At 63.4% G+C, this 22,186-nt stretch carries 16 protein-coding genes; 10 read left to right on the forward strand and 6 right to left on the reverse strand.

The features are described 5' to 3' along the window. Positions 1-17 precede the first annotated feature (17 nt). The 4 genes from AC1RUK_RS20365 to AC1RUK_RS20380 all read left to right on the forward strand — a co-directional run bounded on the left by AC1RUK_RS20365 (position 18) and on the right by AC1RUK_RS20380 (position 8,460). Positions 18-3,653, forward strand: a complete 3,636-nt coding sequence (locus tag AC1RUK_RS20365; RefSeq protein WP_481839223.1) for a DUF5801 repeats-in-toxin domain-containing protein — start codon at positions 18-20, stop codon at positions 3,651-3,653. Positions 3,654-3,727: 74 nt separating this feature from the next. Beyond that, complete coding sequence (locus AC1RUK_RS20370; protein WP_481839449.1) at positions 3,728-5,458, forward strand: type I secretion system permease/ATPase; 1,731 nt, start codon at positions 3,728-3,730, stop codon at positions 5,456-5,458. Then, a complete protein-coding gene (locus AC1RUK_RS20375; protein WP_481839222.1) occupies positions 5,455-6,804 on the forward strand; it encodes an HlyD family type I secretion periplasmic adaptor subunit in 1,350 nt (449 codons plus the stop codon). The genes AC1RUK_RS20370 and AC1RUK_RS20375 overlap by 4 nt, the downstream gene beginning before the upstream one ends. Positions 6,805-7,122: 318 nt before the next feature. Beyond that, positions 7,123-8,460, forward strand: coding sequence for a PAS domain S-box protein (locus AC1RUK_RS20380; protein ID WP_481839221.1), 1,338 nt, complete (start codon positions 7,123-7,125; stop codon positions 8,458-8,460). 124 nt (positions 8,461-8,584) lie between these two features. Here the strand turns inward: AC1RUK_RS20380 and AC1RUK_RS20385 are convergent, their stop codons facing one another. Together AC1RUK_RS20385 and AC1RUK_RS20390 are read right to left on the reverse strand one after the other, a co-directional pair. Beyond that, positions 8,585-10,078: an aldehyde dehydrogenase family protein gene (locus tag AC1RUK_RS20385; RefSeq protein WP_481839220.1), complete on the reverse strand. Its 1,494-nt coding sequence runs from the start codon at positions 10,076-10,078 to the stop codon at positions 8,585-8,587. Between the two features lie 162 nt (positions 10,079-10,240). After that, positions 10,241-11,908, reverse strand: coding sequence for a GMC family oxidoreductase (locus AC1RUK_RS20390; protein ID WP_481839219.1), 1,668 nt, complete (start codon positions 11,906-11,908; stop codon positions 10,241-10,243). 200 nt (positions 11,909-12,108) lie between these two features. Here AC1RUK_RS20390 and AC1RUK_RS20395 point away from each other — a divergent pair, with 200 nt between their 5' ends. The 4 genes from AC1RUK_RS20395 to AC1RUK_RS20410 all read left to right on the forward strand — a co-directional run bounded on the left by AC1RUK_RS20395 (position 12,109) and on the right by AC1RUK_RS20410 (position 16,820). Further along, entirely contained in the window at positions 12,109-13,191 is a 1,083-nt protein-coding gene (locus AC1RUK_RS20395) for a sugar ABC transporter substrate-binding protein (protein WP_481839218.1), read from the forward strand. A gap of 160 nt (positions 13,192-13,351) precedes the next feature. Then, positions 13,352-14,335 (forward strand): ABC transporter permease, encoded by a 984-nt coding sequence (locus AC1RUK_RS20400; protein WP_481839217.1) that lies wholly within the window; start codon positions 13,352-13,354, stop codon positions 14,333-14,335. A gap of 5 nt (positions 14,336-14,340) precedes the next feature. After that, positions 14,341-15,843 (forward strand): sugar ABC transporter ATP-binding protein, encoded by a 1,503-nt coding sequence (locus AC1RUK_RS20405; protein WP_481839216.1) that lies wholly within the window; start codon positions 14,341-14,343, stop codon positions 15,841-15,843. An 8-nt stretch (positions 15,844-15,851) separates the two neighbouring features. Next, a complete protein-coding gene (locus tag AC1RUK_RS20410; protein ID WP_481839215.1) occupies positions 15,852-16,820 on the forward strand; it encodes an ABC transporter permease in 969 nt (322 codons plus the stop codon). 254 nt (positions 16,821-17,074) lie between these two features. On the opposite strand, the gene gloA is transcribed toward AC1RUK_RS20410, so the two are convergent. Then, a complete protein-coding gene (gene gloA / locus AC1RUK_RS20415) occupies positions 17,075-17,488 on the reverse strand; it encodes a lactoylglutathione lyase (protein WP_006204247.1) in 414 nt (137 codons plus the stop codon). A 161-nt stretch (positions 17,489-17,649) separates the two neighbouring features. Between gloA and AC1RUK_RS20420 the strand changes: the two genes are divergently transcribed. Next, a complete protein-coding gene (locus tag AC1RUK_RS20420) occupies positions 17,650-19,092 on the forward strand; it encodes an FAD-binding oxidoreductase (protein ID WP_481839214.1) in 1,443 nt (480 codons plus the stop codon). A gap of 3 nt (positions 19,093-19,095) precedes the next feature. After that, complete coding sequence (locus AC1RUK_RS20425; RefSeq protein WP_481839213.1) at positions 19,096-19,899, forward strand: FadR/GntR family transcriptional regulator; 804 nt, start codon at positions 19,096-19,098, stop codon at positions 19,897-19,899. A gap of 8 nt (positions 19,900-19,907) precedes the next feature. On the opposite strand, the gene AC1RUK_RS20430 is transcribed toward AC1RUK_RS20425, so the two are convergent. The 3 genes from AC1RUK_RS20430 to AC1RUK_RS20440 form a co-directional block, all read right to left on the reverse strand. Beyond that, positions 19,908-20,171, reverse strand: coding sequence for an HNH endonuclease (locus AC1RUK_RS20430; RefSeq protein WP_481840086.1), 264 nt, complete (start codon positions 20,169-20,171; stop codon positions 19,908-19,910). Positions 20,172-20,262: 91 nt separating this feature from the next. Further along, positions 20,263-21,426, reverse strand: coding sequence for a helix-turn-helix domain-containing protein (locus AC1RUK_RS20435; protein ID WP_481839212.1), 1,164 nt, complete (start codon positions 21,424-21,426; stop codon positions 20,263-20,265). Further along, positions 21,423-22,073, reverse strand: coding sequence for a hypothetical protein (locus AC1RUK_RS20440; protein WP_481839211.1), 651 nt, complete (start codon positions 22,071-22,073; stop codon positions 21,423-21,425). The genes AC1RUK_RS20435 and AC1RUK_RS20440 overlap by 4 nt, the downstream gene beginning before the upstream one ends. Between the last annotated feature and the right edge of the window lie 113 nt (positions 22,074-22,186).

Raw genomic sequence — 22,186 nt, forward strand, 5'->3', positions numbered from 1 at the left:
AACCAAGGAGAATCTCCATGGCACTCGACATCACAGCTCAAAACATCATCATCGACGAGACCACCGACCTTCAGAAGGATGATATTGACCCGTCCGATCCGCAATACAGCGGTAACACCACGCTGCAATATCTCCTGACTCTCGGCACCTCACTGGAGGTCGCCTACCAAGCCGACTTCGTGCAGGCCACGGCCGACGCGGGGGAAACCATCACCTCGGTCGTTCTCACGCAGGACTCCTCGGGAACGCCGTTTTCCACCACCGACGGCGTGCTCACCGACATTCGGACGGTCGATGGCAATTATGTCTGGCTGTTCCAGGACCCGAACAATGCAGATGTCGTGATCGGCGTCATTGGTACCGATGACCCGACCGCCGAGCCCGACCCAGCAACCGCTCCGCTCGCCTTCTCGTTTGGGCTCGACCACACCAGCACCACGGACGCGGACCTGTACCTGGTCCAGTATGTGGCGTTGCTCCATCCGCTGACGTCCGATCCGGATGACCGCATCGATCTGCACGACCAGGTCTTCGCATCGATCGCTGGTACCTCCCAGATCAGCTTCTCAGGCCAGAACGCCGCTCCCGGCAATCATGATTTCTACCTGATCAATTCGCCAGATGACGCTTCCAAGCAGCTTCTGGTGATAGGTCTGAACAGTGGCACCGCCAATGTCAGTACACAGGGCTTCGGCATCGACAATCAGAGCATCAATCCGAACGAAACGCTGCAGGTCGATTTTGTGACCGGCGGCAACCTGAACGCAGGCACTGCTTCGCAAATCCAGTACGCCAGCCATATCGAGACGATCACCGAGGCCGGGTTCACGATCAACCAGATCACGCCTTCCCAACCGACTAAGCGCGTGGACGTCACGATCAAGGCCTACGACAATACGGCCAACCAGCAAGGCACGGACTTCTTTGACGGCACCACGACCAACCCCGTCGACATCGTCAGCGTCAAGCTAACGGGCGCATCGGGGTTTGCCTCCACCATCACCGCCGACGGTACCTATGCCACGGCAAGCGGCAACATCACCGTCACAGGGCTTACCGGCACCGGCAACGCCGTCACCATCACCGGGCTGGATAACGTCACAACCGTCGATATCACCACCGCCAGCACAATGGATCGGATGACGGTTACGGGGGTCGATGCGAATGAAGGGTGCGACATCAGCGAGTTCCATTTCAACGCAACGACCACCAACGCCCACACCGAAGAGGTCGGCTCCTTCATCAACTTCGATGATGACGGCCCGACGGCGGCCTTGACCGACGAAAGTGCCACGGTGCTGCATGACGAAACGGCCGGAGTCGACCCCGTTTCTGACGACCAGCCTCTCGCCTCCTTGCCCGGCGCTTTCTCGGGGCTCGGCTCGGCCATCGGCTGGGCAGCCAGCGCATCCGCCGTGGTCACACCCAACTCAAGCTTCGGCACCGACGGACTAGGCACCGAGACCCTGTCGCTCGACGTCAGCGCAGCGAATGCCGATTCCGGTTTCGATTCGCTCGACGGCCATAACATCCTGCTCAATGTCGAGGGCGACCTCGTCGTCGGCCGCGTCGATGACGACGACAACAACAGCGTCGACAACACCGATCCGGTCGCCATCGCCATCTCGATCGACCAGAACGGCATCCTCAGCGTCGCGCAGTATATCGCCATCGCCCATCCCACCGGCGACCCCGACGAGGTGCTCACAATGAACGACGGCGCGCTGCTGGCGGTGGTCACCGCCACTGACGGCGACGACGACAGCGGCAGCGACAGCATCGCCATCGGCGACAAGGTGCAAATCAGGGACGATGGCCCGAGCATCACGGCAGACGGCACAGAGCCGACGCTCACGGTTGACGAGTCCAGCTTGGGCGACAACGACGCGAATTTCTCGACTGTCTTCACATCGAATGCCGGTGCGGATGGTGACGACATCAGCTATGCGCTCAGCATCAGTCAGGTCACGAACGATAGCGGCCTCGTCGACACCTTAACCGGCCAGTCCGTGCTGCTTTTCATCGAAGGTGACGACGTGGTCGGTCGCGCCGGTTCAGCCGCCGGCGCTATCGTGTTCACGGTGAGCGTGGCTGTTGACGGTACCGTGACACTCGATCAGGCGCGTGCTGTCATTCACTCGCCCGACAGCGGGCCGGATCAACAAACAACGTTGGCGTTGGATGATCTCGTCACTTTGACGGCGACCATCACCGACGGTGACGGCGATCAGGCCGTTGACAGTGTCGACATCGGCACAAACCTCGTCTTGAAGGATGATGCTCCGACGATCACGGTGCCATTCGACGGTGACCCCAGTACCCCAGCTATCGAGCACGAGACCCTGGCCAACACGGCCGGCGCGTCGGCCAGCGGAGCCTTCGGCTATGACATCGGCGCGGATGCCCACCCGGACGCGTTCTACACGGGCGGCGGTTCCGACTTTGTCGACCAGGATGGCGCGCTCGCCGGCGTCCAGATTGGACTGAGCGGCAAGATCATCGGCGGCGGTGGTGGTGATGTCCTCACCCCGGAGGTGACGCTTCAATCGGAGAGTGCCACCTCCGCGACGTTCGACTTCAGCTTCACCTACGACCAGGATCCAGCGGCTGGCCTCCAGGCGGGCACGGCGGGCGGCACCCTCGTATTCGACAAGGTTGCCGGCACTTATACGATCAACCTGACCGACGCGCTCGAAGGTTTCAGCTTCGACGTCATCCACACCAGTGAGCTCTTGTCCAAGGAGCCACTTAGCAATACGGGCCACCCGAAGATCGTGGTGGAAAAGTTGCAGGCGAATGATCCGAACACGCCGGATGACGAAGACTTCTTCGTGCAGTTCACCGCCAACTCGACCACCAACAAGATCAAGTTCGGCCTTAACACGACCGGCGACAGTGACAGCGCGACACCCGCTGACACCGCGTGGAATCCCGGCGATCTGGCCACCAACAACCACGAGGATTGGGTGTCCGCCACGCAGAGCACCAACGGTGTCGCCGGTGACACGATCCAGAAAGGCGAACTGCTCACGTTGCGGTTCTTCAACGAGAGCGTCGGTATCGCGAGCGAGACGCTGCAGACGCCGCAGACTTCGGCGACCGCCGGCGCCATGGCCATCAAGTTCGACGGTATCGGCAACAGCGAGGACCTGATGCTGATCCTCGACCTGATCGACAAGAACGGAGCCGACAACATCGCCGGTAACGCGGACGACAACGCCACGATCACGCGGGCCGTCTACGTGTCGAACGCCGACATCTTCAAGAAGGGCCAGGTCCCGGACCCGTACGCCAGCGAGTTCACGCTCGACAACAATGACGGCCTCGTGATCGTCGAGCAGAACGACTACAACGCAGCCGGCGAAGACTACCTGCTGCGGGGTGTCCAGATCATGCAGTCGGGCAACGGGATCACCGGCGACAACACGGCGATCGACCTGAACAGGACGACCGGCGCCGGCGGCGGCAGCAATGCGACCACCAGTCTGGTGAACTTCGACGGCGCCGACAACGACGTGCTGAAGATCACGGACATCGGCTTCACCACGACCGTGACCGAGACACCGGAAGCCCATCTCGACTTCGCCTTCCAGGTGGAGGACGCCGACGCCGACCAGACAGCGGTGCAGCACATACTTGTTGACGTCGCCTGACACTTGAACGGGGGCAGCCAACGCTGCCTCCGTTCCATCACTGGCGATCTGTTGCACGAGATGTCATCCACATGATGAAAACCAGCCAACAGCCTCCTGCCCTGCAAGTGGTGATGAAAGAGGCCAGACGCGCCATCTGGCCGCTTGTCTGGTTCAGCGCCGGCATCAACGTGCTGATGCTGACCGGGGCGCTTTATATGCTCCAGGTCTACCACCGCGTGTTGTCCAGCCACAGCCTGGAGACGCTGGTGATGCTGTCTCTGATGGCGGCAGGGGCACTCGCGGCAATGGCGGGGCTGGAGGTGGTGCGCGGGCGTCTTCTGGCTACCGTCGGATCGTGGATGAACGCGCGCTTGGGGCCGGTTCTCCTGACCGCTTCGGTAGAATATGCCGCCTCAGCGCCCGGTCAGGCCAACGCCCGCCCGCTGCGCGACCTGGATCAAGTGCGGAATTTCTTCACCAGCCCGAGCATCTTCCCGATCCTCGACGCGCCCTGGGCACCGCTGTTTTTCGCCGCCATTTTCCTCATGCACCCTTGGCTGGGCTGGCTGGCGCTGGTCGGCGGGATCGTGCTGTTTGCGTTGGCGTTGCTCAACGAATACCTCACACGCAAGCCGTTGACCGAAGCCACAAGCGCACAGTCGCGTGCATACGGGCAGGCCGAGGCGACAATCCGCAATGCCGAGGTCGTACAGGCGATGGGCATGTTGAAGCCACTGCTGGAGAGCTGGAAGGCGCAGCAGGACGAGGCAAACAAGGGACAAGTTCTTGCTGCCAACCGTGGCGGCGTCATCGCGGCCATCGCGCGTTGTCACCGGCTGGCCCTGCAAATGGCCATACTGGGCCTTGGTGCGTATCTGGTGCTTCGGAACGAGGCTTCGGCCGGCATCATGATCTCCGCCTCAATCCTGATGGGTCGCGCGTTGTCCCCGGTCGAGCAAGCGATCGGCACATGGAAGGCGACGGTCGGAGCGCGTGCCGCTTACCGGCGTCTCGCCGCGGTCGCCGGACAGCACCCGGAGGCCGCACTGGTTCTGCCACTGCCACGACCGAAAGGCAGGTTTGAGGCCGACAACATTGTGCTTGCCCGACAGGGTGGCGAGCATATCCTGAAAGGGATCAACTTCCATCTCGAGCCGGGTGAAGCGATGGCGTTGATCGGTCCGAGCGCGGCCGGCAAGACGAGCCTGGCGCGAATACTGGCCGGTGCCTGGCGTCCATCCGGGGGGCGTGCGTTGCTGGACGGCATGGACGTTGCCCAATGGGCGGCGGAGGACCGTGGTCACTATGTCGGTTACTTGCCGCAGGACATCGAGCTCTTCGCCGGTACCGTCGCCGAAAACATCTGCCGCTTCGCGAAGCTCACCCCTGCGGTCTTCAACAACGCGGTCAAAGCCGCGCAATTGGCGGGAGTTCACGGACTGATCAAAGGACTGCCAAAGGGTTACGCCACCGAGATTGGCGAATCCGGCGCAGTGCTGTCAGCCGGGCAGCGCCAACGCATCGGGTTGGCGCGGGCGCTCTACGGCGACCCGGCGCTCCTTATCCTGGACGAGCCCAATTCCAACCTCGACCGCGAGGGTGAGGACGCATTGATCGCCGCTCTTGGCACGGTCAAGGCGGCGGGCACGACCGTCGTCCTGATCGCGCACCGACCGAACATGATGGAAAAGGTAGACAAGATATTGGTCCTCAACCGGGGCCAACAAGAACTCTACGGTCCACGTGACTATGTCTTCAACGAACTCGCCGCGCGCATCCGCAAGGTGACTCAGCTGCCAACCAGAGTGGCGAACCAAGCATGACAACGAGAACAGACCTGAACCTCGTGCCGTTACCCGTGCCGCCACCCTCCGTACTGGAACCGCTACCCCTGCGTCTCACGGGCGTGACGCGCACCGGGTTCGCGATCATGTTCCTGTTCTTCGGCGTGGCCGGGGGTTGGGCGGCGCTGGCACCGTTGGACAGCGCCGCAGTGGCACCGGGCGTCATCAAGGTCGCCGGCGACCGCAAGCTCATCCAGCACCTCGAGGGCGGCATCATCGCGGAGTTGAACGCCGCCAACGGTGATATCGTCAAGGCAGGCGCGGTCCTCATCCGGCTCGACGGCACACAGGCAAAGGCGCAGCTCGACCTGATCCAGAACCGGATAGCGATGCGTGACGCGCTGACCGCGCGTCTCAGAACTGAGCGTGACGGCAAGGACGGGATCGAATTCGATCCGGCGTTGCTCGCAAACCCCGCCGCCGCCGCAAAGGACGCGGTGGCCGCACAGCGTGACGTGTTCGCGGCGAAGCACCACAACTTGAGGGACGAGCGGGAGATTCTCGGCCAGCGCCGTCACCAGACCGAGGAAGAGATAACGGGATTGGAGGAGCTCATCGTCACCGAGGACAAGCAGATCGAGGCGATCGAGGGTGAAACCAAAGACCTTAAGGGTCTGCTCAAGAAGGGGCTGACCACCCGCGAGCGGTACCTGTCGCTCAGCCGACAACAGCGGGAGATCGAGGGAGAGCGCGGCACCAACGTAGCGGCAATCGCTCGTGCCAGAAGCGCCATAGCCGAGATTGACATGCAGATCTTGAACCTCAACACAGTGCGGCTGAACGAGGCCGTCGAGGAGTTGAGCAAGGTCGAGGCAGAGTTGTTTGACCTCAGACAGCAGGAGCGTTCCGCCAGGGACGTGCTTACCCGTACCGATGTCGTCGCACCAGTTGACGGCATCGTCATGGACCTGAAGGTCCACACGGCGGGCGGTGTCGTGAAACCCGGTGAGACATTGATGACAGTCGTGCCGCTTGGACAACAACTTGTGGTCGAGGCCATGGTCAGACCAGAGGATGTCGAGACGATCGCCCCCGGACAGGCTGCGCGCATCAGCTTCCCGGCCTTCGCCCGCTACGACCTGCCGCCACTGGACGGCGTCGTGGAGATCGTGTCGGCTGACCGCATGGTGGAGGAGCGCAGCGGGGCCCCGTATTTCGCCGCGACCGTGTTGATCGACAAGAGCGAACTCGCCAAGCTGGAGGGCCGCAAGCTGCTGCCCGGCATGTCGAGCGAGACGATGATCCGGACGGGTGCTCGCACCGTGCTTTCTTACCTCGCCGAGCCGATCACGCAGAACTTCCGCCGAGCGATGCGGGAAAAATAACCGTAAGCCGCCCAACGACTTCTTTATTTGACTAGATGAAGACCGGTCCCTGCTAATCTCTGACCGCCGAAATCGCCAAGCTGCGCGTGGGCCGATACGGCGCCATCGGGCCGCGACGACACGGATGCAGGCTGTTCGCGTTCCGCCCTTCCCGGGCAGCGCCAAAGTAAAACGCCATTCCGGAACCGAAACGCGCGACGCGCATTTTAGCTTTTGCTGGTGGTCCGTCAGGGCTGGCAGGCTGTTGTTCGAACAGTGAGACGGAACTTGAATTTCATCCAGCGGGCAGATGGGCTTCCGGGGAACTCTGCCGAGCTGATGCAGGGGTTGCCCGTCGCTGTCTATACGACCGACAAGCAGGGCCACATCACCTTCTTCAATGAAGCGGCGGCTGAGCTCTGGGGGCATCGCCCGGTCCTCGGCAAGGACCAATGGTGCGGGTCCTGGAAGCTTCGTCACCTCGATGGTCGCATCATGGAGCATAGCGAATGCCCGATGGCGATCGCCCTGCTCGAGGAGCGCGATGTCCATTGGGGCCAGGCGATCGCCGAACGGCCTGACGGCGAGCTGATACCGTTCAGGGCGCACCCGGTTCTGCTGCGCGATGATAAGGGCAATGTCGTGGGCGCCATGAACACGCTCATCGACCTGCGCATGCAGTCGCAGGCCGACGAAGCCCGGACGCGCCTTGCCGCAATCGTCGAATCGTCGATGGACGCGATCGTCTCGAAGGACATCAACGGCATCATCACCAGTTGGAACGATGCGGCGGAACGCCTGTTCGGCTACACGCCCGCCGAGGCGATCGGCAGGCCGGTGACGATGCTCATTCCGTCCGACCATCTTGACGAGGAAGTCTCGATCATCAGCCGCATACGCTCCGGCGAGCGTGTGCCGTCCTACGAAACGGTCCGCCAGCGCAAGGACGGCTCGCGCGTTCCGGTATCGCTTACCGTTTCGCCGATCCGCGACGGCATCGGCCGCATCGTCGGCGCCTCCAAGATCGCGCGCGACATCAGTTCCACCAAGGAGAGCGAGCGGCGCATCCGGCTGCTCATGCGCGAAGTCAACCATCGGGTGAAGAACCAGTATTCGGTCATCATCTCGATGATCCGCGAAACCACCAAGAAGACCAGCACGCCGCAGGCCTTTCTCGACCAGGTGCGCGAGCGCATCATGGCGCTTTCGGAATCCCACGACCTTCTCGTCAACGCCGAATGGCGCGGCGCCACGGTCGCCGAACTTGTCGGAGCCCAGATCAAACCCTTCGCGGCGCAGGACCGGGTCTCGGTGAGCGGACCGCTGATCGTGCTCGAGCCGAACGCGGTGCAGTATCTTGGCATCGCCTTTCACGAGCTTGCCACCAATTCGGCAAAGCATGGCGCCCTGTCGCACCAGGGGGGACGGGTCGAAATCGCATGGCAGGTGATAGAAGCAGCCGGCGGCGCCGGCATATTGCGCCTGGTGTGGCGTGAGCTGGGCGGGCCGGTCGTGGACGGCATGGCGCGCCAGGGTTTCGGCTCGGTCGTCCTCAAGCGCGTCGCACCTCAGGCACTGAGGGGCACAAGCAGCCTGGAATTCGACAGAGAGGGCGTCGTCTGGTCGATCGAGGCGCCGATGTCTTCGGTGGAGACGTCCTTCGCCGCCGCCTATTGAGGCACCCTCGCCGCAGCGGCCGCTTGAGCGGTTCAGCTTTTGATAGAACCGCTGACCCGTTCTAAGTATTTGTTTTTACGCAATTCCGGACGGAAAACCGCTACGCACTTTTCCTGGAATTGCTCTAGTCGGTCCGGATCCAGACGCCCTTGGTGTTCAGATATTCGTCGAGGTGCTCGGCCCCGCCCTCGCGGCCGTAGCCGCTCATCTTGTAGCCGCCGAACGGCACCGCCGGATCGAGGGCGTGGTAGGTGTTGACCCAGACCGAGCCGGCGCGCAGGCGGTTGGCCAGTTGATGCGCCTTGCCGACATCGCGCGTGAACACGCCGGCCGCGAGCCCGTACGGCGTGCCGTTGCCGCGCCGCACCGCCTCGTCCAGCGTGTCGAACGGCAGCGCCGAGATGACCGGGCCAAAAATCTCTTCCCTGGCGATGCGCATGTCGTCGGTCACGCCGGAGAAGACCCCCGGGGTGATGAAGTTTCCCGAGCCAAGTACCCCTTCGGTGATGCGCGTGCCGCCGGTCAGCAGCCTGGCGCCCTGGCGCGTGCCGTCCTCGATGAAGCCGGTGACGCGTTCGAGCTGCCGGAGCGAGATCAGCGGTCCGATCTCGGTCGCCGGATCGGCGCCGTCGCCGATCCTGAGCTTTGCGGCATAGGCAGCGACCCGTTCGACGAAGTCCTCATAGATCGGCCGTTCGACGAACAGCCTTGAGCCGGCGATGCAGATCTGGCCGGAATTGGCAAAGACCGACATCGCCGCGACCGGCACGGCACGTTCGATGTCGGCGTCGGCGCAGACGATCACCGGCGACTTGCCGCCAAGCTCGAGCGAAACGCGCTTCATGTTGGAGGCCGAGGCGCGCAGGATGTTCTGGCCGGTGGCGGTGGAGCCGGTGAAGACCAGCTTGTCGACGTCCATATGGGCGGCCAGAGGCGCGCCGGCCTCCGCACCCGTTCCGGTGACGATGTTGACGACGCCGTCCGGCACGCCGGCTTCCAGCATCAGGTCGGCAATCAAAAGCGGCGTCAGCGGCGCCTCTTCCGAAGGCTTGAGCACGATCGTGCAGCCGGTGGCCAAAGCCGGGCCGATCTTCCAGATCGAGGCGGCGGTGGGCGCGTTCCAGGGAATGATGGCGCCGACGACGCCGACCGGCTCCTTGCGCGTATAGGAGACGATGTCGCCCGGCAGCGAATTGCCGATCGTGTGGCCGTGGATGGAGGTGGCCATGCCGGCATAGAAGCGCAGCATGCCGAGCACGCGGTTCCGGTTGGCGAGCGTGCGCACGATGGGCATGCCCATGTCGGTGGTGTCGGAAAGCGCGATCTCCTCCCAATGGCGCTCCATGAGGTCGGCGATCTTCAACAACAGAAGCTGGCGCTCATAGGGCTTGAACCGGCTCCACGGCCCCTCGAAGGCGCGGCGGGCGGCAGCGACCGCCAGGTCGATATCTTTGGAATCGGCTTGCGGCACGGTGCCGATCACCGCGCCGGTGGCGGGATTGCGGGTCTCGAAGGTGCGGCCGCTTGCGGCATCGCACCATTTTCCGTCGATCAGCATCCGGCGATGCCGGCCGTCGATGGGGATGCGCAAGGATAAATCTCTGGCCGACACCGTCATCTTGCAAATCCCGATTTTCGCATGCGCTCAGCCTAAATGAAGACCGTCAATCAAACAAAGGCAATCGCCGCGAGCGTCGACCTGCCGGCGCGCCGGATACGATCGCTGGCTTGAGCGTTTTTCGCGGGCGCGCAGGTGCTCCGCTTGTACCGCCGGGACGGCTCAGGAAGCGGCCGGGACAGACTTTCCACCCCGCTCCCTGGTGCGGGACGAGTGAGCCTCGCGCGGCGGCGAAGCCGCGAGACCTGTCGTGCGCCCGGTGATCAAATCCGCCGCCTTTTCGGCGATCATGATGACGGCGGCGTTGGTGTTCGAAGAGACGATGCGCGGCATCACCGAACTGTCGCACACGCGCAGGCCCTGCAGGCCGCGCACGCGGAGCTCGGGATCGACGACGCTTCCGGCATCGCCGCCCATCCGGCAGGTGCCGACCGGATGGTAGGCGCTACGCCCGTGCTCCCGGGCGAAGGTTTCCAGCGCCGCGCGCCCATTCGTCCCCACCCCCGGCAGGTGTTCGCGCCGGATGAAGGGCGCAAAAGCCGGTTGCGACAGGATCTCGCGGCTGATCTCGATGCCCTCGACGGCACGGTCGAGATCGTAGCGTTCGGCGAACGGGTTCGGATCGATGACCGGCGGCTCGCGCAGGTCCGCCGATCTCAGCGTGACGCTGCCGCGTGAACGCGGCCGCACATGGTAGGAGTTCAGCGTGCAGCCATTGCCGCCGGGTACCGAGCCGATGCCTTCCTCGACGCCGGCGCCGGGCAGGAAATGGAACTGGATGTCGGGGGTCTTCTCGGTGCGGTCGCCCCACCAGAACGCGCCGGCCTCGACGATGTTGGACGCCACCGGCCCCTTGCCGAACAGCGCGTATTCCAGACCGGCGACCGCCTGCCAGCGCTTCTTCTTGTAGCGGTCGATGCCGTGCGGGCCGTTGAGCTCGGCGACGACGTCGACATCCATGTGGTCGTGCAGGTTTTGCCCGACGCCGGGCAGGTCGTGGCCGACCTTGATGCCGTGCGCGCCGAGATGGGCGGCCGGGCCGATGCCGGACAGCATCAGGAGCTTGGGCGAGCCGATGGCGCCGGCGGTGACGATCACCTCGCGCGCGGCGCGCAGCAGTTCGGTGCGGCCGCCGACAATGATCTCGACGCCGATGGCGCGCCCGTTCTCGATGACGATGCGGCTGACCGTGGCGTCGGTGCGCAGCGTCAGGTTCTTGCGGCCAAGCGCGGGCTTGAGATAGGCAACCACCGTGCTGCTGCGTCTGCCGTTGCGCGTCGTGGTCTGGTAGAAGCCGGCGCCTTCCTGCTCTCCGGCGTTGAAGTCGGCCCTGAACGGCAGGCCGGCCTGCTGCGCCGCCCTGACGAAGACCCGTGTCAGCGGATGCGGCGTACCGCTGGAAACGCCAAGCGGCCCATCGATGCCGTGCTGCGCGCCGGCGAAGGTGTCGTTGCCCTCGGAGCGCCGGAAATAGGGCAGCACCTCGGCATAGCTCCACCCAGCACAGCCGTCGTCGGTCGCCCATCCGTCATAGTCTTGCGGGCAGCCGCGGGTGAACACCTGGGCGTTGATCGAGGAACCGCCACCGAGAACACGCGCCTGCGGATAGACCATGGTGCGGCCATCGATCATCCTGCCGGGCGCTGTCTCGTAACCCCAGATCAGCGGGCCGGACGTCATCTTGAAGAAGCCTACGGGCAAATGGATGTAGCGGTCGGTGTCGGGCGGGCCGGCTTCCAGCAGGACGACCGACAGGTCCGGATCCTCGCTCAGCCTCGCGGCGAGAACGCAGCCGGCCGAGCCGCCGCCGACGATGATATAGTCCGGCATTTTTCCTCCCGTTGCTTCCCGGCCCTGGCTCGCCCGACGATCTCAAGTCCCTTGTGCCGCGTCAAGAGAAAGGGTATGGTTGCCGTGTTGAAGGGTTGTCGTACAAGTGGAGGAACTTGGCAACCCCTGCCGAAGAGCCCGGCGCTCCCCGCGCATGTCGCCGATCGGAAAAACACCGATTTCAACTGGGAGGTTCGAGAATGAAGGACAGGACAATTTCCGCGCGTTCCGGCATGGTCAGCCGCCGGACGCTGATGATGGGCGCTACCGCCGGCCTGGCCGCCGTCGCGATGCCGAGGGTCTTGCGCGCGCAGGACAAGCCGACGCTGGTGACGTCGATCCGCTCGCTATCCAACCCCTACCATGCCGTCTGGAAGACCGGCGCCGAGGCCTATGCCAAGGCTGTCGGGCTGGAGCACGTGACGCTGGTTTCGGAAGGCAACAGCGAAAAGGGCATTGCCGACATCAAGGCCATGCTTGCCAAGACCGGCGGCAACATGGTGCTCAATTCCGATCCCAACGATACGCCGGACGCGCGGCCGATCGTCGAGGCCTGCGCCAAGGCGGGCGCCTATGTCGTGACGCAATGGAACAAGCCGCCGGACCTGCACCCTAAGGACTTCAATCCGAACTATGTTTCCCACATCGAGTTCGACGGCATCTCGAGCGGCAAGACCATCGCCGAGATCCTGTTCAAGACGATCGGCGGCAAGGGCGGCATCGTGGCGCTTGGCGGCTTGATCTCGACCACCGCCGCGATCGAGCGCAAGAAGGGCCTCGACGCCGCACTTGCCGCCAATCCCGACATCAAGCTGCTCGATTTCCAGGTCGCCAACTGGAAATCGACCGAGGCCTTCGACCTGATGGGCAATCTGCTCACCCGCTTCGGCGACGACATCAAGGGCATCTGGGCCGCCAATGACGACATGGGCTCCGGCGCGCTCGAAGCGCTGCGCGCCGAGAGCCTTGCCGGCAAGGTGCCGATCGTCGGCGTCGACGGCATCAAGACGGCGGTCGACGCGGTGCGCACGGGCGAGTTCGCCTGCACCGTGACCTCGGACCCGTTCTGGCAGGGCGGCATGGGACTGGCCATCGGCTACAACGCCAAGATCGGCAAGTTCGATCCCACCAAAGAACCGCCGGAGCACCGCGAATTCTACGGCAAGGCAGTGCTGATTTCGCACGACAATGTCGAGGAATACTACAAGACCAATGTCGAGGCACAACCGACAGTGGACTGGAACGATCTGTGGGGTCGGGTGACCGGAGCGATCCGCACCTGACCCATTGGAGCGGGCCCGCTTTCTCCCTGGCGGCGGCCCGCTCCCTTTTTGCAGTTGTCGTGGGTTGCCGGCGACTGCCGTTCTGCAGACGGGAAGCGGTTTCTTGACAATCGATACAGAACCCCTGAAGTCCGTTTCGGACATCGAGCGGACAACGCTTATGACACTCCTCCCCGGCCGTATCGCCGCCCTGTTCGGCGGCAGGCGCTGGCGCAGCCTGGCACCGCTGGCGGTGCTGATCGCATTGTGCGTGCTGATCTCTGTCGCCAATCCCAATTTCATCGAACTGCGCAATCTCGTGCGCGTCGCCAATTCCGCGGCCGTGCCGCTGACGCTGGCGATGGGGCTGACCTTCATCATCCTGATGGGCAGCATCGACCTCTCCGTCGAAGGCACCCTGTCGGTGGCGGCCATGGTGGTGGTGCTGCTCGCCGCCAACGACAGCAACGGCAATGACTATGGCTGGCTGGCGGTGCTGGCGGCAATCGCGGCGGGCACCGCCATGGGGCTTGTCAGCGGCCTTGTGCAGACCGTGCTGCGAATCCCTTCCTTCATGGCCACGCTCGGCATGTGGTTCATCGGCCTTGGGCTTTCGGTCTACATGCTCGGCGGTTCGGCGATCCGGCTCAACGACGCCTCGATCCGCGAGCTGGCGCTCACCCGTCTGCTCGGCTTGCCGCTGGCAGTCTGGGTCGCCGCCGGGGCATTCCTGCTCGCCGCGATCATCCAGTACTATACCAAGCTCGGGCGCCACATATTGGCAATCGGCGGTGACGAGGACGTGGCCAAGCTCTCCGGCGTCAACGTCACGCGCGTGCGCATCACCGCCTTTGCGCTGGCCGGTTTCTTCTTCGGCATAGCCGGCGTGCTTGCCGCCGCCCAGCTCGGCCAGTCGCATGCCGTCATCGGCGACGGCAGGCTGTTCGCCGCGGTCACCGCCGTCGTGGTCGGCGGTACGGCGCTGACCGGCGGCGAAGGCGGCGTCGTCAACACGCTGATCGGCGTGCTGATCGTCACCGTGCTTGCCAACGGCATGATCCTGCTCGGCATCTCGCCCTACATCCAGCAGACCGTGCAGGGGCTGATGATCATCGCCGCGGTGGCGCTGTCGCTCGACCGCGTCCGCCTCAGAATCGTCAAGTGAACGCCATGCTACAGGCATCCGGCATCATCAAGAATTTTCCGGGCGTGCATGCCTTGCGCGACGTCAGCATCGAGGTCAGGCCGAACGAAGTGGTCGGGCTGATCGGCGAGAACGGCGCCGGCAAGTCGACGCTTATGCGGGTTCTGGCGGGCACCTACCGGCCGGATGGCGGCAGCCTCACCCTCGACGGCGAGCAGCTCAAGCTGCGCAACGCGCGCGACGCGGCACGGCATGGCATCGGCATGGTTTTCCAGGAGCAGTCGCTGGTGCTCAACCTGACGGTGGCCGAAAACATCTATCTCGGCGAGGAAGACCGCTTCACGCGTTTCGGCATCGTCAACTGGCGCGCCATGAACAATGCGGCGCGCCGCCAGCTCGCCAAGATCGGCGTCGACATCGACGTCACCCGGCGCACCTCCGAACTCACCTTCGCGGCGCGGCAGATGGTTGAACTGGCCAAGGCGCTGACGCTGGAGGAAATGGTCGAGCGGCCGCTGCTCATCCTGCTCGACGAGCCGACCTCCGTGCTCAACGGCGCCGATATCGAGGTGCTGTTCGCACGCGTTCGCGCGCTCAAATCCCGCGCCAGCTTCGTCTTCGTGTCGCATCGGCTGGACGAGGTGCTGGCGATCTCCGACCGCGTCTACACGATGAAGGATGGCGCGGTGGTCGCCGAGCACAGCACCGCCGACGTCACCGCGCCGGAACTGCACGAGATCATGGTCGGTCGCGGGCTGCAGGCCGAGTATTACCGCGAGGCCCGCCAGCGGCAGCCGCGCGAGGAGATACGGGTCGAAACCAGGGGGCTGGGTGCCGCCGGTGCCTATCGCGGCGTCGATCTCAGGATCCGCGCCGGCGAGATCGTCGGCATTGCCGGCGTCGTCGGGTCCGGCCGCGAGGAGGTCACGCGCACGATCGGCGGACTGCTTCAGCACAGCGCCGGCGAATTGAAGATCGCCGGCGAGGCGGTGCATTTCGGCTCGCCGGAGCCGGCCGTGCGCAAGGGCATCGGCTATGTGCCGCGCGAGCGGCGGCTGGAAGGCCTGGTGATGTTCCTGTCGATCGCCGAGAACATCTCGCTGGCCGACCTGTCGAGCGTCATGCGCCATGGCGCGATCGATTATGGCAAGGAGCGGCGGCTCGCCGCCGACTGGATCAAGCGGCTGCGCATCAAGGCGCCCGGCCCCGATGCCGCCTGCCGCAAGCTCAGCGGCGGCAACCAGCAGAAGGTGGTGCTGGCGCGCTGGATGACGGCGGGCTCGCGCATCCTCGTGCTCGACCATCCGACACGGGGCCTCGATGTCGGCGCCAAGGAAGAGGTCTACGAACTGGTTCGTGATCTCTGCGAGCAGGGCGTCGCGATCCTTTTGATCTCCGACACGCTGGAAGAGACGATCGGCCTGTCGCACCAGGTGCTGGTGATGCGCGACGGCGAGATCACGGCGCGGTTCGACGCCAGTCCCGGAAACAAGCCCAAGCAGGTCGACCTGCTGCGGGCGATGGTGTGAGGCAAGCGATGAACGAAATCTTTTCGCTCAGGCCATTCCTCGACAGCAAGTGGACGCACGGCGCCATACCGCTGGTGCTGCTTGTCGCCCTGCTGCTGATCATCGAGATCGCCGCGCCGGGCTTCCTGACCGGCGAGACGACCGCGTTGCTGTTTGCCAACACAGCGGTGCTGTTCATCCTGGCAACGGGCGTCACCTTCGCCATCCTGCTCGGTGGCATCGACCTGTCGATCCAGGCCGTCGCCTCGCTGGCGAGCGTGATCCTGGCGCAGCTGCTGCCCTCGCTCGGGCTCGCCGCCTTTCCGGTGGCGATCCTGTCCGGCCTCGCCTTCGGGATGTTGAGCGGCATCGTCCATGTCAAGCTGCGCGTGCCGTCCTTCGTGGCGACGCTCGCCACGGGCGGCGTGGTGACCGGCATCGCGCTCTGGGTGTCCGACGGACGCGCCATCACCATCGAGGAAGCGGGGCGCGAAAACACCGGCTGGATCAATGCGACGGTCGCCGGGGTGCCGGTGGTGGTGCTGATCTCGGCGGTGATCGGCATCGTCAGCCTTCTCGCGCTGCGCTACACGCGCTTCGGCCGCCAGGCGATCGCCGTCGGCGCCGGCGAGCCGGCCGCCTGGGCCGCCGGCATCAACGTCGACCGCACCAAGATCATCGCCTTCGCGGCGTCGGGCATGCTGGCGGCAATAGCCGGCGTGGTGCTCGCAGCCAGACTGTCGAGCGGTTCGCCGGTTCTCGCCAATCAGCTGCTGCTGCCGGCCATCGCCGCCGTCATCGTCGGCGGCACGGCCATCACCGGCGGGCTGGGAGGGGTTGCCCGCACGGCTGTCGGCGCGCTGATCATCTCGATCGTGCGCATCGGCATGACCTTCGTCGGCATCAACATCTTCCTGGAAAACATGGTGTTCGGCGCGGTGCTCATCGCCGCCGTCGCCATCACCATCGACCGCAGCAAGATCGCGGTCATCAAGTGAGAGTGCCTAGCGCATCGCCTCCCAAGCAAGCGCGGACAGGACGGGCCCGCAACGGCGCAACGCCGACGCGGCCCCGCTTGCCTAGAGCGGTTCATCGTTTCATGGAAACGCCGAACCGCTCTATCTCTTTGTTTTTACGCAATTCCGGACGGAAAACCGCTTCACACTTTTCCTGGAATTGCTCTATCTCTTTGTTTTTACGCAATTCCGGACGGAAAACCGCTTCACACTTTTCCTGGAATTGCTCCAGATCACTACATCGTGTCGAGGCCGATCAGCTCGATCTTGTAGCCGTCCGGGTCTTCGACGAAGGCGATGTGGGTGGTGCCATGCAGCATCGGGCCGGGCTTGCGCGGGATCTTGGCGCCGCGCTTCTCGAGTTCGGCACAGACGGCGTAGATGTCGTTGACGCCGAGCGCCAGATGGCCGAAGCCGGTGCCGATCTCATAGGGCTCTTCCCTGCCCCAGTTCAGCGTCAGTTCGACAACGGCCTCCTTGTCCTCCGGGCCGTAGCCGACAAAGGCATTGGTGAACTTGCCGCCGGGATAGTCGTCCCGGCGCAGCAATGTCATGCCGAGAACCTCGGTGTAGAAGGCAATCGACTTGTCGAGGTCGAGAACCCTGATCATGGTGTGCATGTAGCGGAAGCGGCCTGCGGCGTCGCTCATTGGGAAAGTCCTCCGAATTCGGCGATTTGTCTGTCTGATCATCCGCATCAAGCGGTTGGCGGAGATATGGCTTCGCTTGATGTTCTTAATCATGGTTGTATGATAACACTACAAGTACGATGGTTGTCCAGCCGTTTTCCGAGGGGTCGCAGAGCCAGATCATGAACGCCGTGCAGCCCACCTCCGCATCGCTGATCGCCACGCTGGCCGGCGTACTGCCGGATGGCGGGCTGCTGACGGCCGACGAGGATCTGGCGCGCTACAGCCGCGACTGGTCGGGCGACCATTTCGGCCGCCCGCTGGCGGTGGCGCGTCCGGCTTCGGTCGAGGAGATGTCGGCGCTGATGCGGCGCTGCCACGAGGAGCGCATTCCGGTCGTGCCGCAGGGCGGGCTGACCGGTCTCGTCGGCGCGGCGGTGGCGGCCGACAGCGGTGAGGTGGTGATCTCGCTCGAGCGCCTGAACAGGATCCGCTCGGTCAGCCCGATCGATTTCGCCATGGTGGTCGAGGCCGGCTGCATTCTCGAGGACGCCAAGCGCGCCGCGGAAGAAAACGACTGCCTGCTGCCGATCACCTTCGGGGCGCAGGGAAGCTGTCGCATCGGCGGCAACGTCGCCACAAATGCCGGCGGCTTCAACGTGCTGCGCTACGGCATGACGCGCGACCTCGTGCTTGGGCTGGAGGTGGTTCTGGCCGACGGGCGGGTGTGGAACGGGCTGAAGGTGCTGCGCAAGGACAATCGCGGCTATGACCTCAAGCAGGTCTTCATCGGCAGCGAAGGCACGCTCGGCATCGTCACCGCGGCGGCGCTGAAGCTCTACCCCAAGCCGACCCAGGTCGAAACCGCGCTGATCGGGCTGCGCTCTGTCGAGGACGCCATGGCGCTCTATGCGCGGGCGCGGCGCGACTGCAGCGACCTCTTGACCGCCTTCGAGCTGATCCTGCGCGGCGGCATCGAGATCACGCTGCAGGCCCGGCCGGACTTCGGCGATCCGCTCGCCAAGCCCTACCCGGTCTACGTCCTGGTCGAGGTTTCTTCCGGCGGGCTGGTCGATCTCCAGGCCATGCTGCGGGATTTTCTGGCCGGTGCCGCCGATCTCGTCGAGGATGGCGTCATGGCGTCGAGCCGCGCCCAGGGCGAGCGGCTGTGGCTCTACCGCGAGATCATGGTCGAGCGCCAGGGCCGCGGCGGCCGCTATCTGCGCACCGACGTCTCGGTGCCGATCTCCAAACTCGCCGATTTCGTCACCGATGCGCTGGCGGCGCTGGAACAGGCCCGCCCGGACGCGCTCGCCGTCACCTATGGCCATGTCGGCGACGGCAACATCCATCTCAACGTCGTGCCGCCGGAAGGCATGGCATCAGAAGCGATCGAGCATCTGTTCGAGGAGGCGGAAGCCCAGATCTTTGCCATTGTCGACCGCTATGGCGGTTCGATCAGCGCCGAGCACGGCATCGGTCGGGTCAAGCAGAAAGCGTTCCTCGAACGCATCGATCCCGTGGCGCTCGATCTTGCGGCGGGCATCAAGGACGCGTTCGACCCGCGCCGCATCTTGAGCAATGGCCGCATTCTGGCGTCCCAATCCTCCCTCGACTATAGGTGAGCGATGACGCTGAAGCTCGACAAGGTCAATCGTGGTCCGCATCTCTCGACTCTGGTCGCAAGCTCCATCTCGCGCGAGATCGCGCAAGGACGGCTGAAACCCGGCGACCAGCTGCCGACCGAACAGGCATTGGCGACCACTTTCGGGGTCAGCCGCAACGTGGTGCGCGAGGCGATCGCGCGGCTGCGCTCGGAAGGCCGCATCTGGTCGCAGCAGGGACGCGGCGCCTTCGTCACCGACGCCAACAATCCGACCGTGCTGACCATCGACTACGAAGCGCTGCAGCGGGCCGATTCCTTCCGCAGCCTGTTCGAACTGCGCGGCATCCTCGAAGTGCAGGCCGCCGCACTTGCCGCCAGGCGGCGCACCGATGCCGATCTCGCCGCGATGGGCGAGGCGCTCGCCGGCATGCGTGCCGCACCTTATGGCAGCGTCGCCTGGCTGCGCAGCGACCTCGAGTTCCACCGCACCGTCGCCGAGGCGACACGCAACTCCTACATGGGCCAGTTCCTGGCCTTCGTGTCCGAGCGCGTGCGCGAAAGCATTCTGGCCGCCGGCAACCAGCAGAAGTCGGACGACATGGCCCGCATCACGCTTGGCGAACATGAGCGCATCCTGGCCGCCATCCGCGCCAGCGACGCCGAGGCGGCACAAATGGCCATGCGCGACCATCTGGCGGGTGCGGCGCTGCGCGTTGGATTGCACGACAGTGATGCGGTTACAGAGGCAGCCCCGGTGCAGGAGGCAGCATCTCCGGTGCGGCACTCAAGACTTCGGAAGGCTATCCGCAAGCAGGCTGCCGGATAGGTCGTGCATCAGTTTGAAATTTGACCCTGAGCTTTTTGCTTGGCTTGGTTCTTTTGCGTCCCGCGATGCTGATTGCAATGAAAGCAGGCGGCGGCAAGGTTGCTCATATCGTCGGTGCCGCCATCCATACGGGCTTTCTTGTGTTCGATGGTAGGGCGTGTCGGGCCTCGCTTCGTAAACGGGCGGCGACAATAGTAGCACAATCCGCTTTGGAGCTTAACCAGATGGCGGCGCACCCACATTCGATACAGAGAATTTCTTAGATGCTTCATGTTCCCCGCAAAATGGAAACATGGGAGCCAGCTAGGCGTCAATCCGCTTTTTGTAGGGACCGCGTTTGCCCGCTTAGGCGCAACAGTTCAGCTATTTTTCAACGATTGAAAGCGTGGGTGTCGGGCTTCTCTCAGCTACTTCGATTGATCTGCCAAAATGGTCGCTCAAAACGTCCAGCGAAATTCCCAAGGTTTCGTCTGAGTCCAACTTAGGAAGCAGTCCCCGTTCGACCAATTTCTTCCACGCATTGAAGAGTAGGCCGGGCCTCTCAATCGGAATTGTATCGTCTAGAGGTTCCTTCGCCAGCTGCTTTGTTTTGGTCATCTGAATGCGGAAGGAAACGTATTGGTTTTCATCAATAGCGCCTATGTCGCGCGCCCGATGGGCAATCGCCTGCATTGACACCAACCAGCGCTGTTTGAGCCCCTTCAAATGGCTCGCCCTGGTAGAATAGAACTCACGGAATATGGACGCGCGCGGCAGAAGAAATGCCCCGGCAAACCAATTGGCTTCGCGCTCGATGCGATCCCGGGTTGCCTTAGACTCCATGTCGTCCTGGGAGATGTCGCGGTGCAGGACTAGGTGGCCAAGTTCATGGGCGGCATCAAATCGAGACCTCACCGCAGAACCTTTATCTGATCCCAATAGCACGTATGGTCGACCATTAATCCAACAAGAGAATGCGTCGACCTTTTCGGAGCCAAGCGCAAACCTACTAACGATCACGCCCTGGGATTCGAGCAGGGCCACCATATTGTTTATGGGCGCGTCACCCAAGTTCCAATGACGCCGTGTACGAGCGGCAATATATTCGATCTGCTCCAATGAATATTCGCCGTCATGATCCATATCGTCGAAGAATGGAACGTTGGGTGTCGGCAGCCTAATTCCTGCGTCCAGAAGTGTTTGGACAAACTCCCAAAGCCAATTCGTCCGAACGTCCAGAGCCATGTTAATTCTATTGCTCTTCGGCCCTACGCTTCTGAAGAATCGGACCTTTTTGTTGATCGAATTGGCCGGCGTCTCCTTTAGAAAAAACGAAACGGGTTGGTGCAGGAACCGAGCCAACTGCATCAAGATATTCATGTCAGGGCGACGGTCGCCGTTCTCATAATGGCCTATGGCTGTGCCGGTGATGTTAAGCGCTCGGGCTACATCGGCGCGCGACATCTGTAGCGCCATGCGCGCGTCGGCGAGGCGTTGAGGAACAACGCCGGATGCGCGATCTGGGAAATGGAAAATATCGCCGGTCATTTCTCGTCGTGAACTTTCTTGATTATCTCGTCTATCAACTCGGCGTCCGGCGACTCCGTTGGTCCTTCGCCTCTAGCGCCAGTCGTGTCGGTGGCGACCTCGTGAGGCAGCTTGAGCAAGTCGTCAGTGAACCAGATCAGCTTGTTTTCGGTCGGGTGTGGGACGGACAAATTGGCGAAACGAAGATTGCCGTGGCCGTGAAGGAGGAGAATGTGCTTCCGCGCATCGTCCCTGGCGCGCTCGGCGTTCATTTCTTCGAAGAGATATTCGGCGTTGGGAACGTCAAGTTGGTCGCGGAACTTCGCCCATCTCGGTTTCTTGTGAGGATAGTCGACCTGGTTAATAGTGATTTCAGCGCCCGGCGACCGCATCACCAAGTGTTTGCCTGTCGGGCAGGCATAGTCTTCCCACGAAGGATCGAAGGGAAGATGTCCTTCCCGTATTAGCCTTATGAACTCAAACTCAGCGGCCAGCACGATCAGGTCGCCGCGCTGGAATTTTGCGCTTGGCGTTCCAAGGAATTCCAGACGCTCGAACGCATCGTCTGCGCTAGCGTAGGCGCGCTTGAGTGCAGCGGGGATCAGCGGCCGATATACGGCCGGGTACTCTTCATCGATCAAATCCTCTGCGGGATTGCTCGCGGACATACGAATCTCCGTTGGAAAATGGACTTTCCAACAAAAGCGAGTATTTTTGGAAAAAAGTCAACACCCATTTGGGCGCGACAACTACTTTGTTCCCCGCCGCTTCGCCGCTGCCT

The sequence above is a fragment of the Mesorhizobium monacense genome (assembly GCF_056781675.1).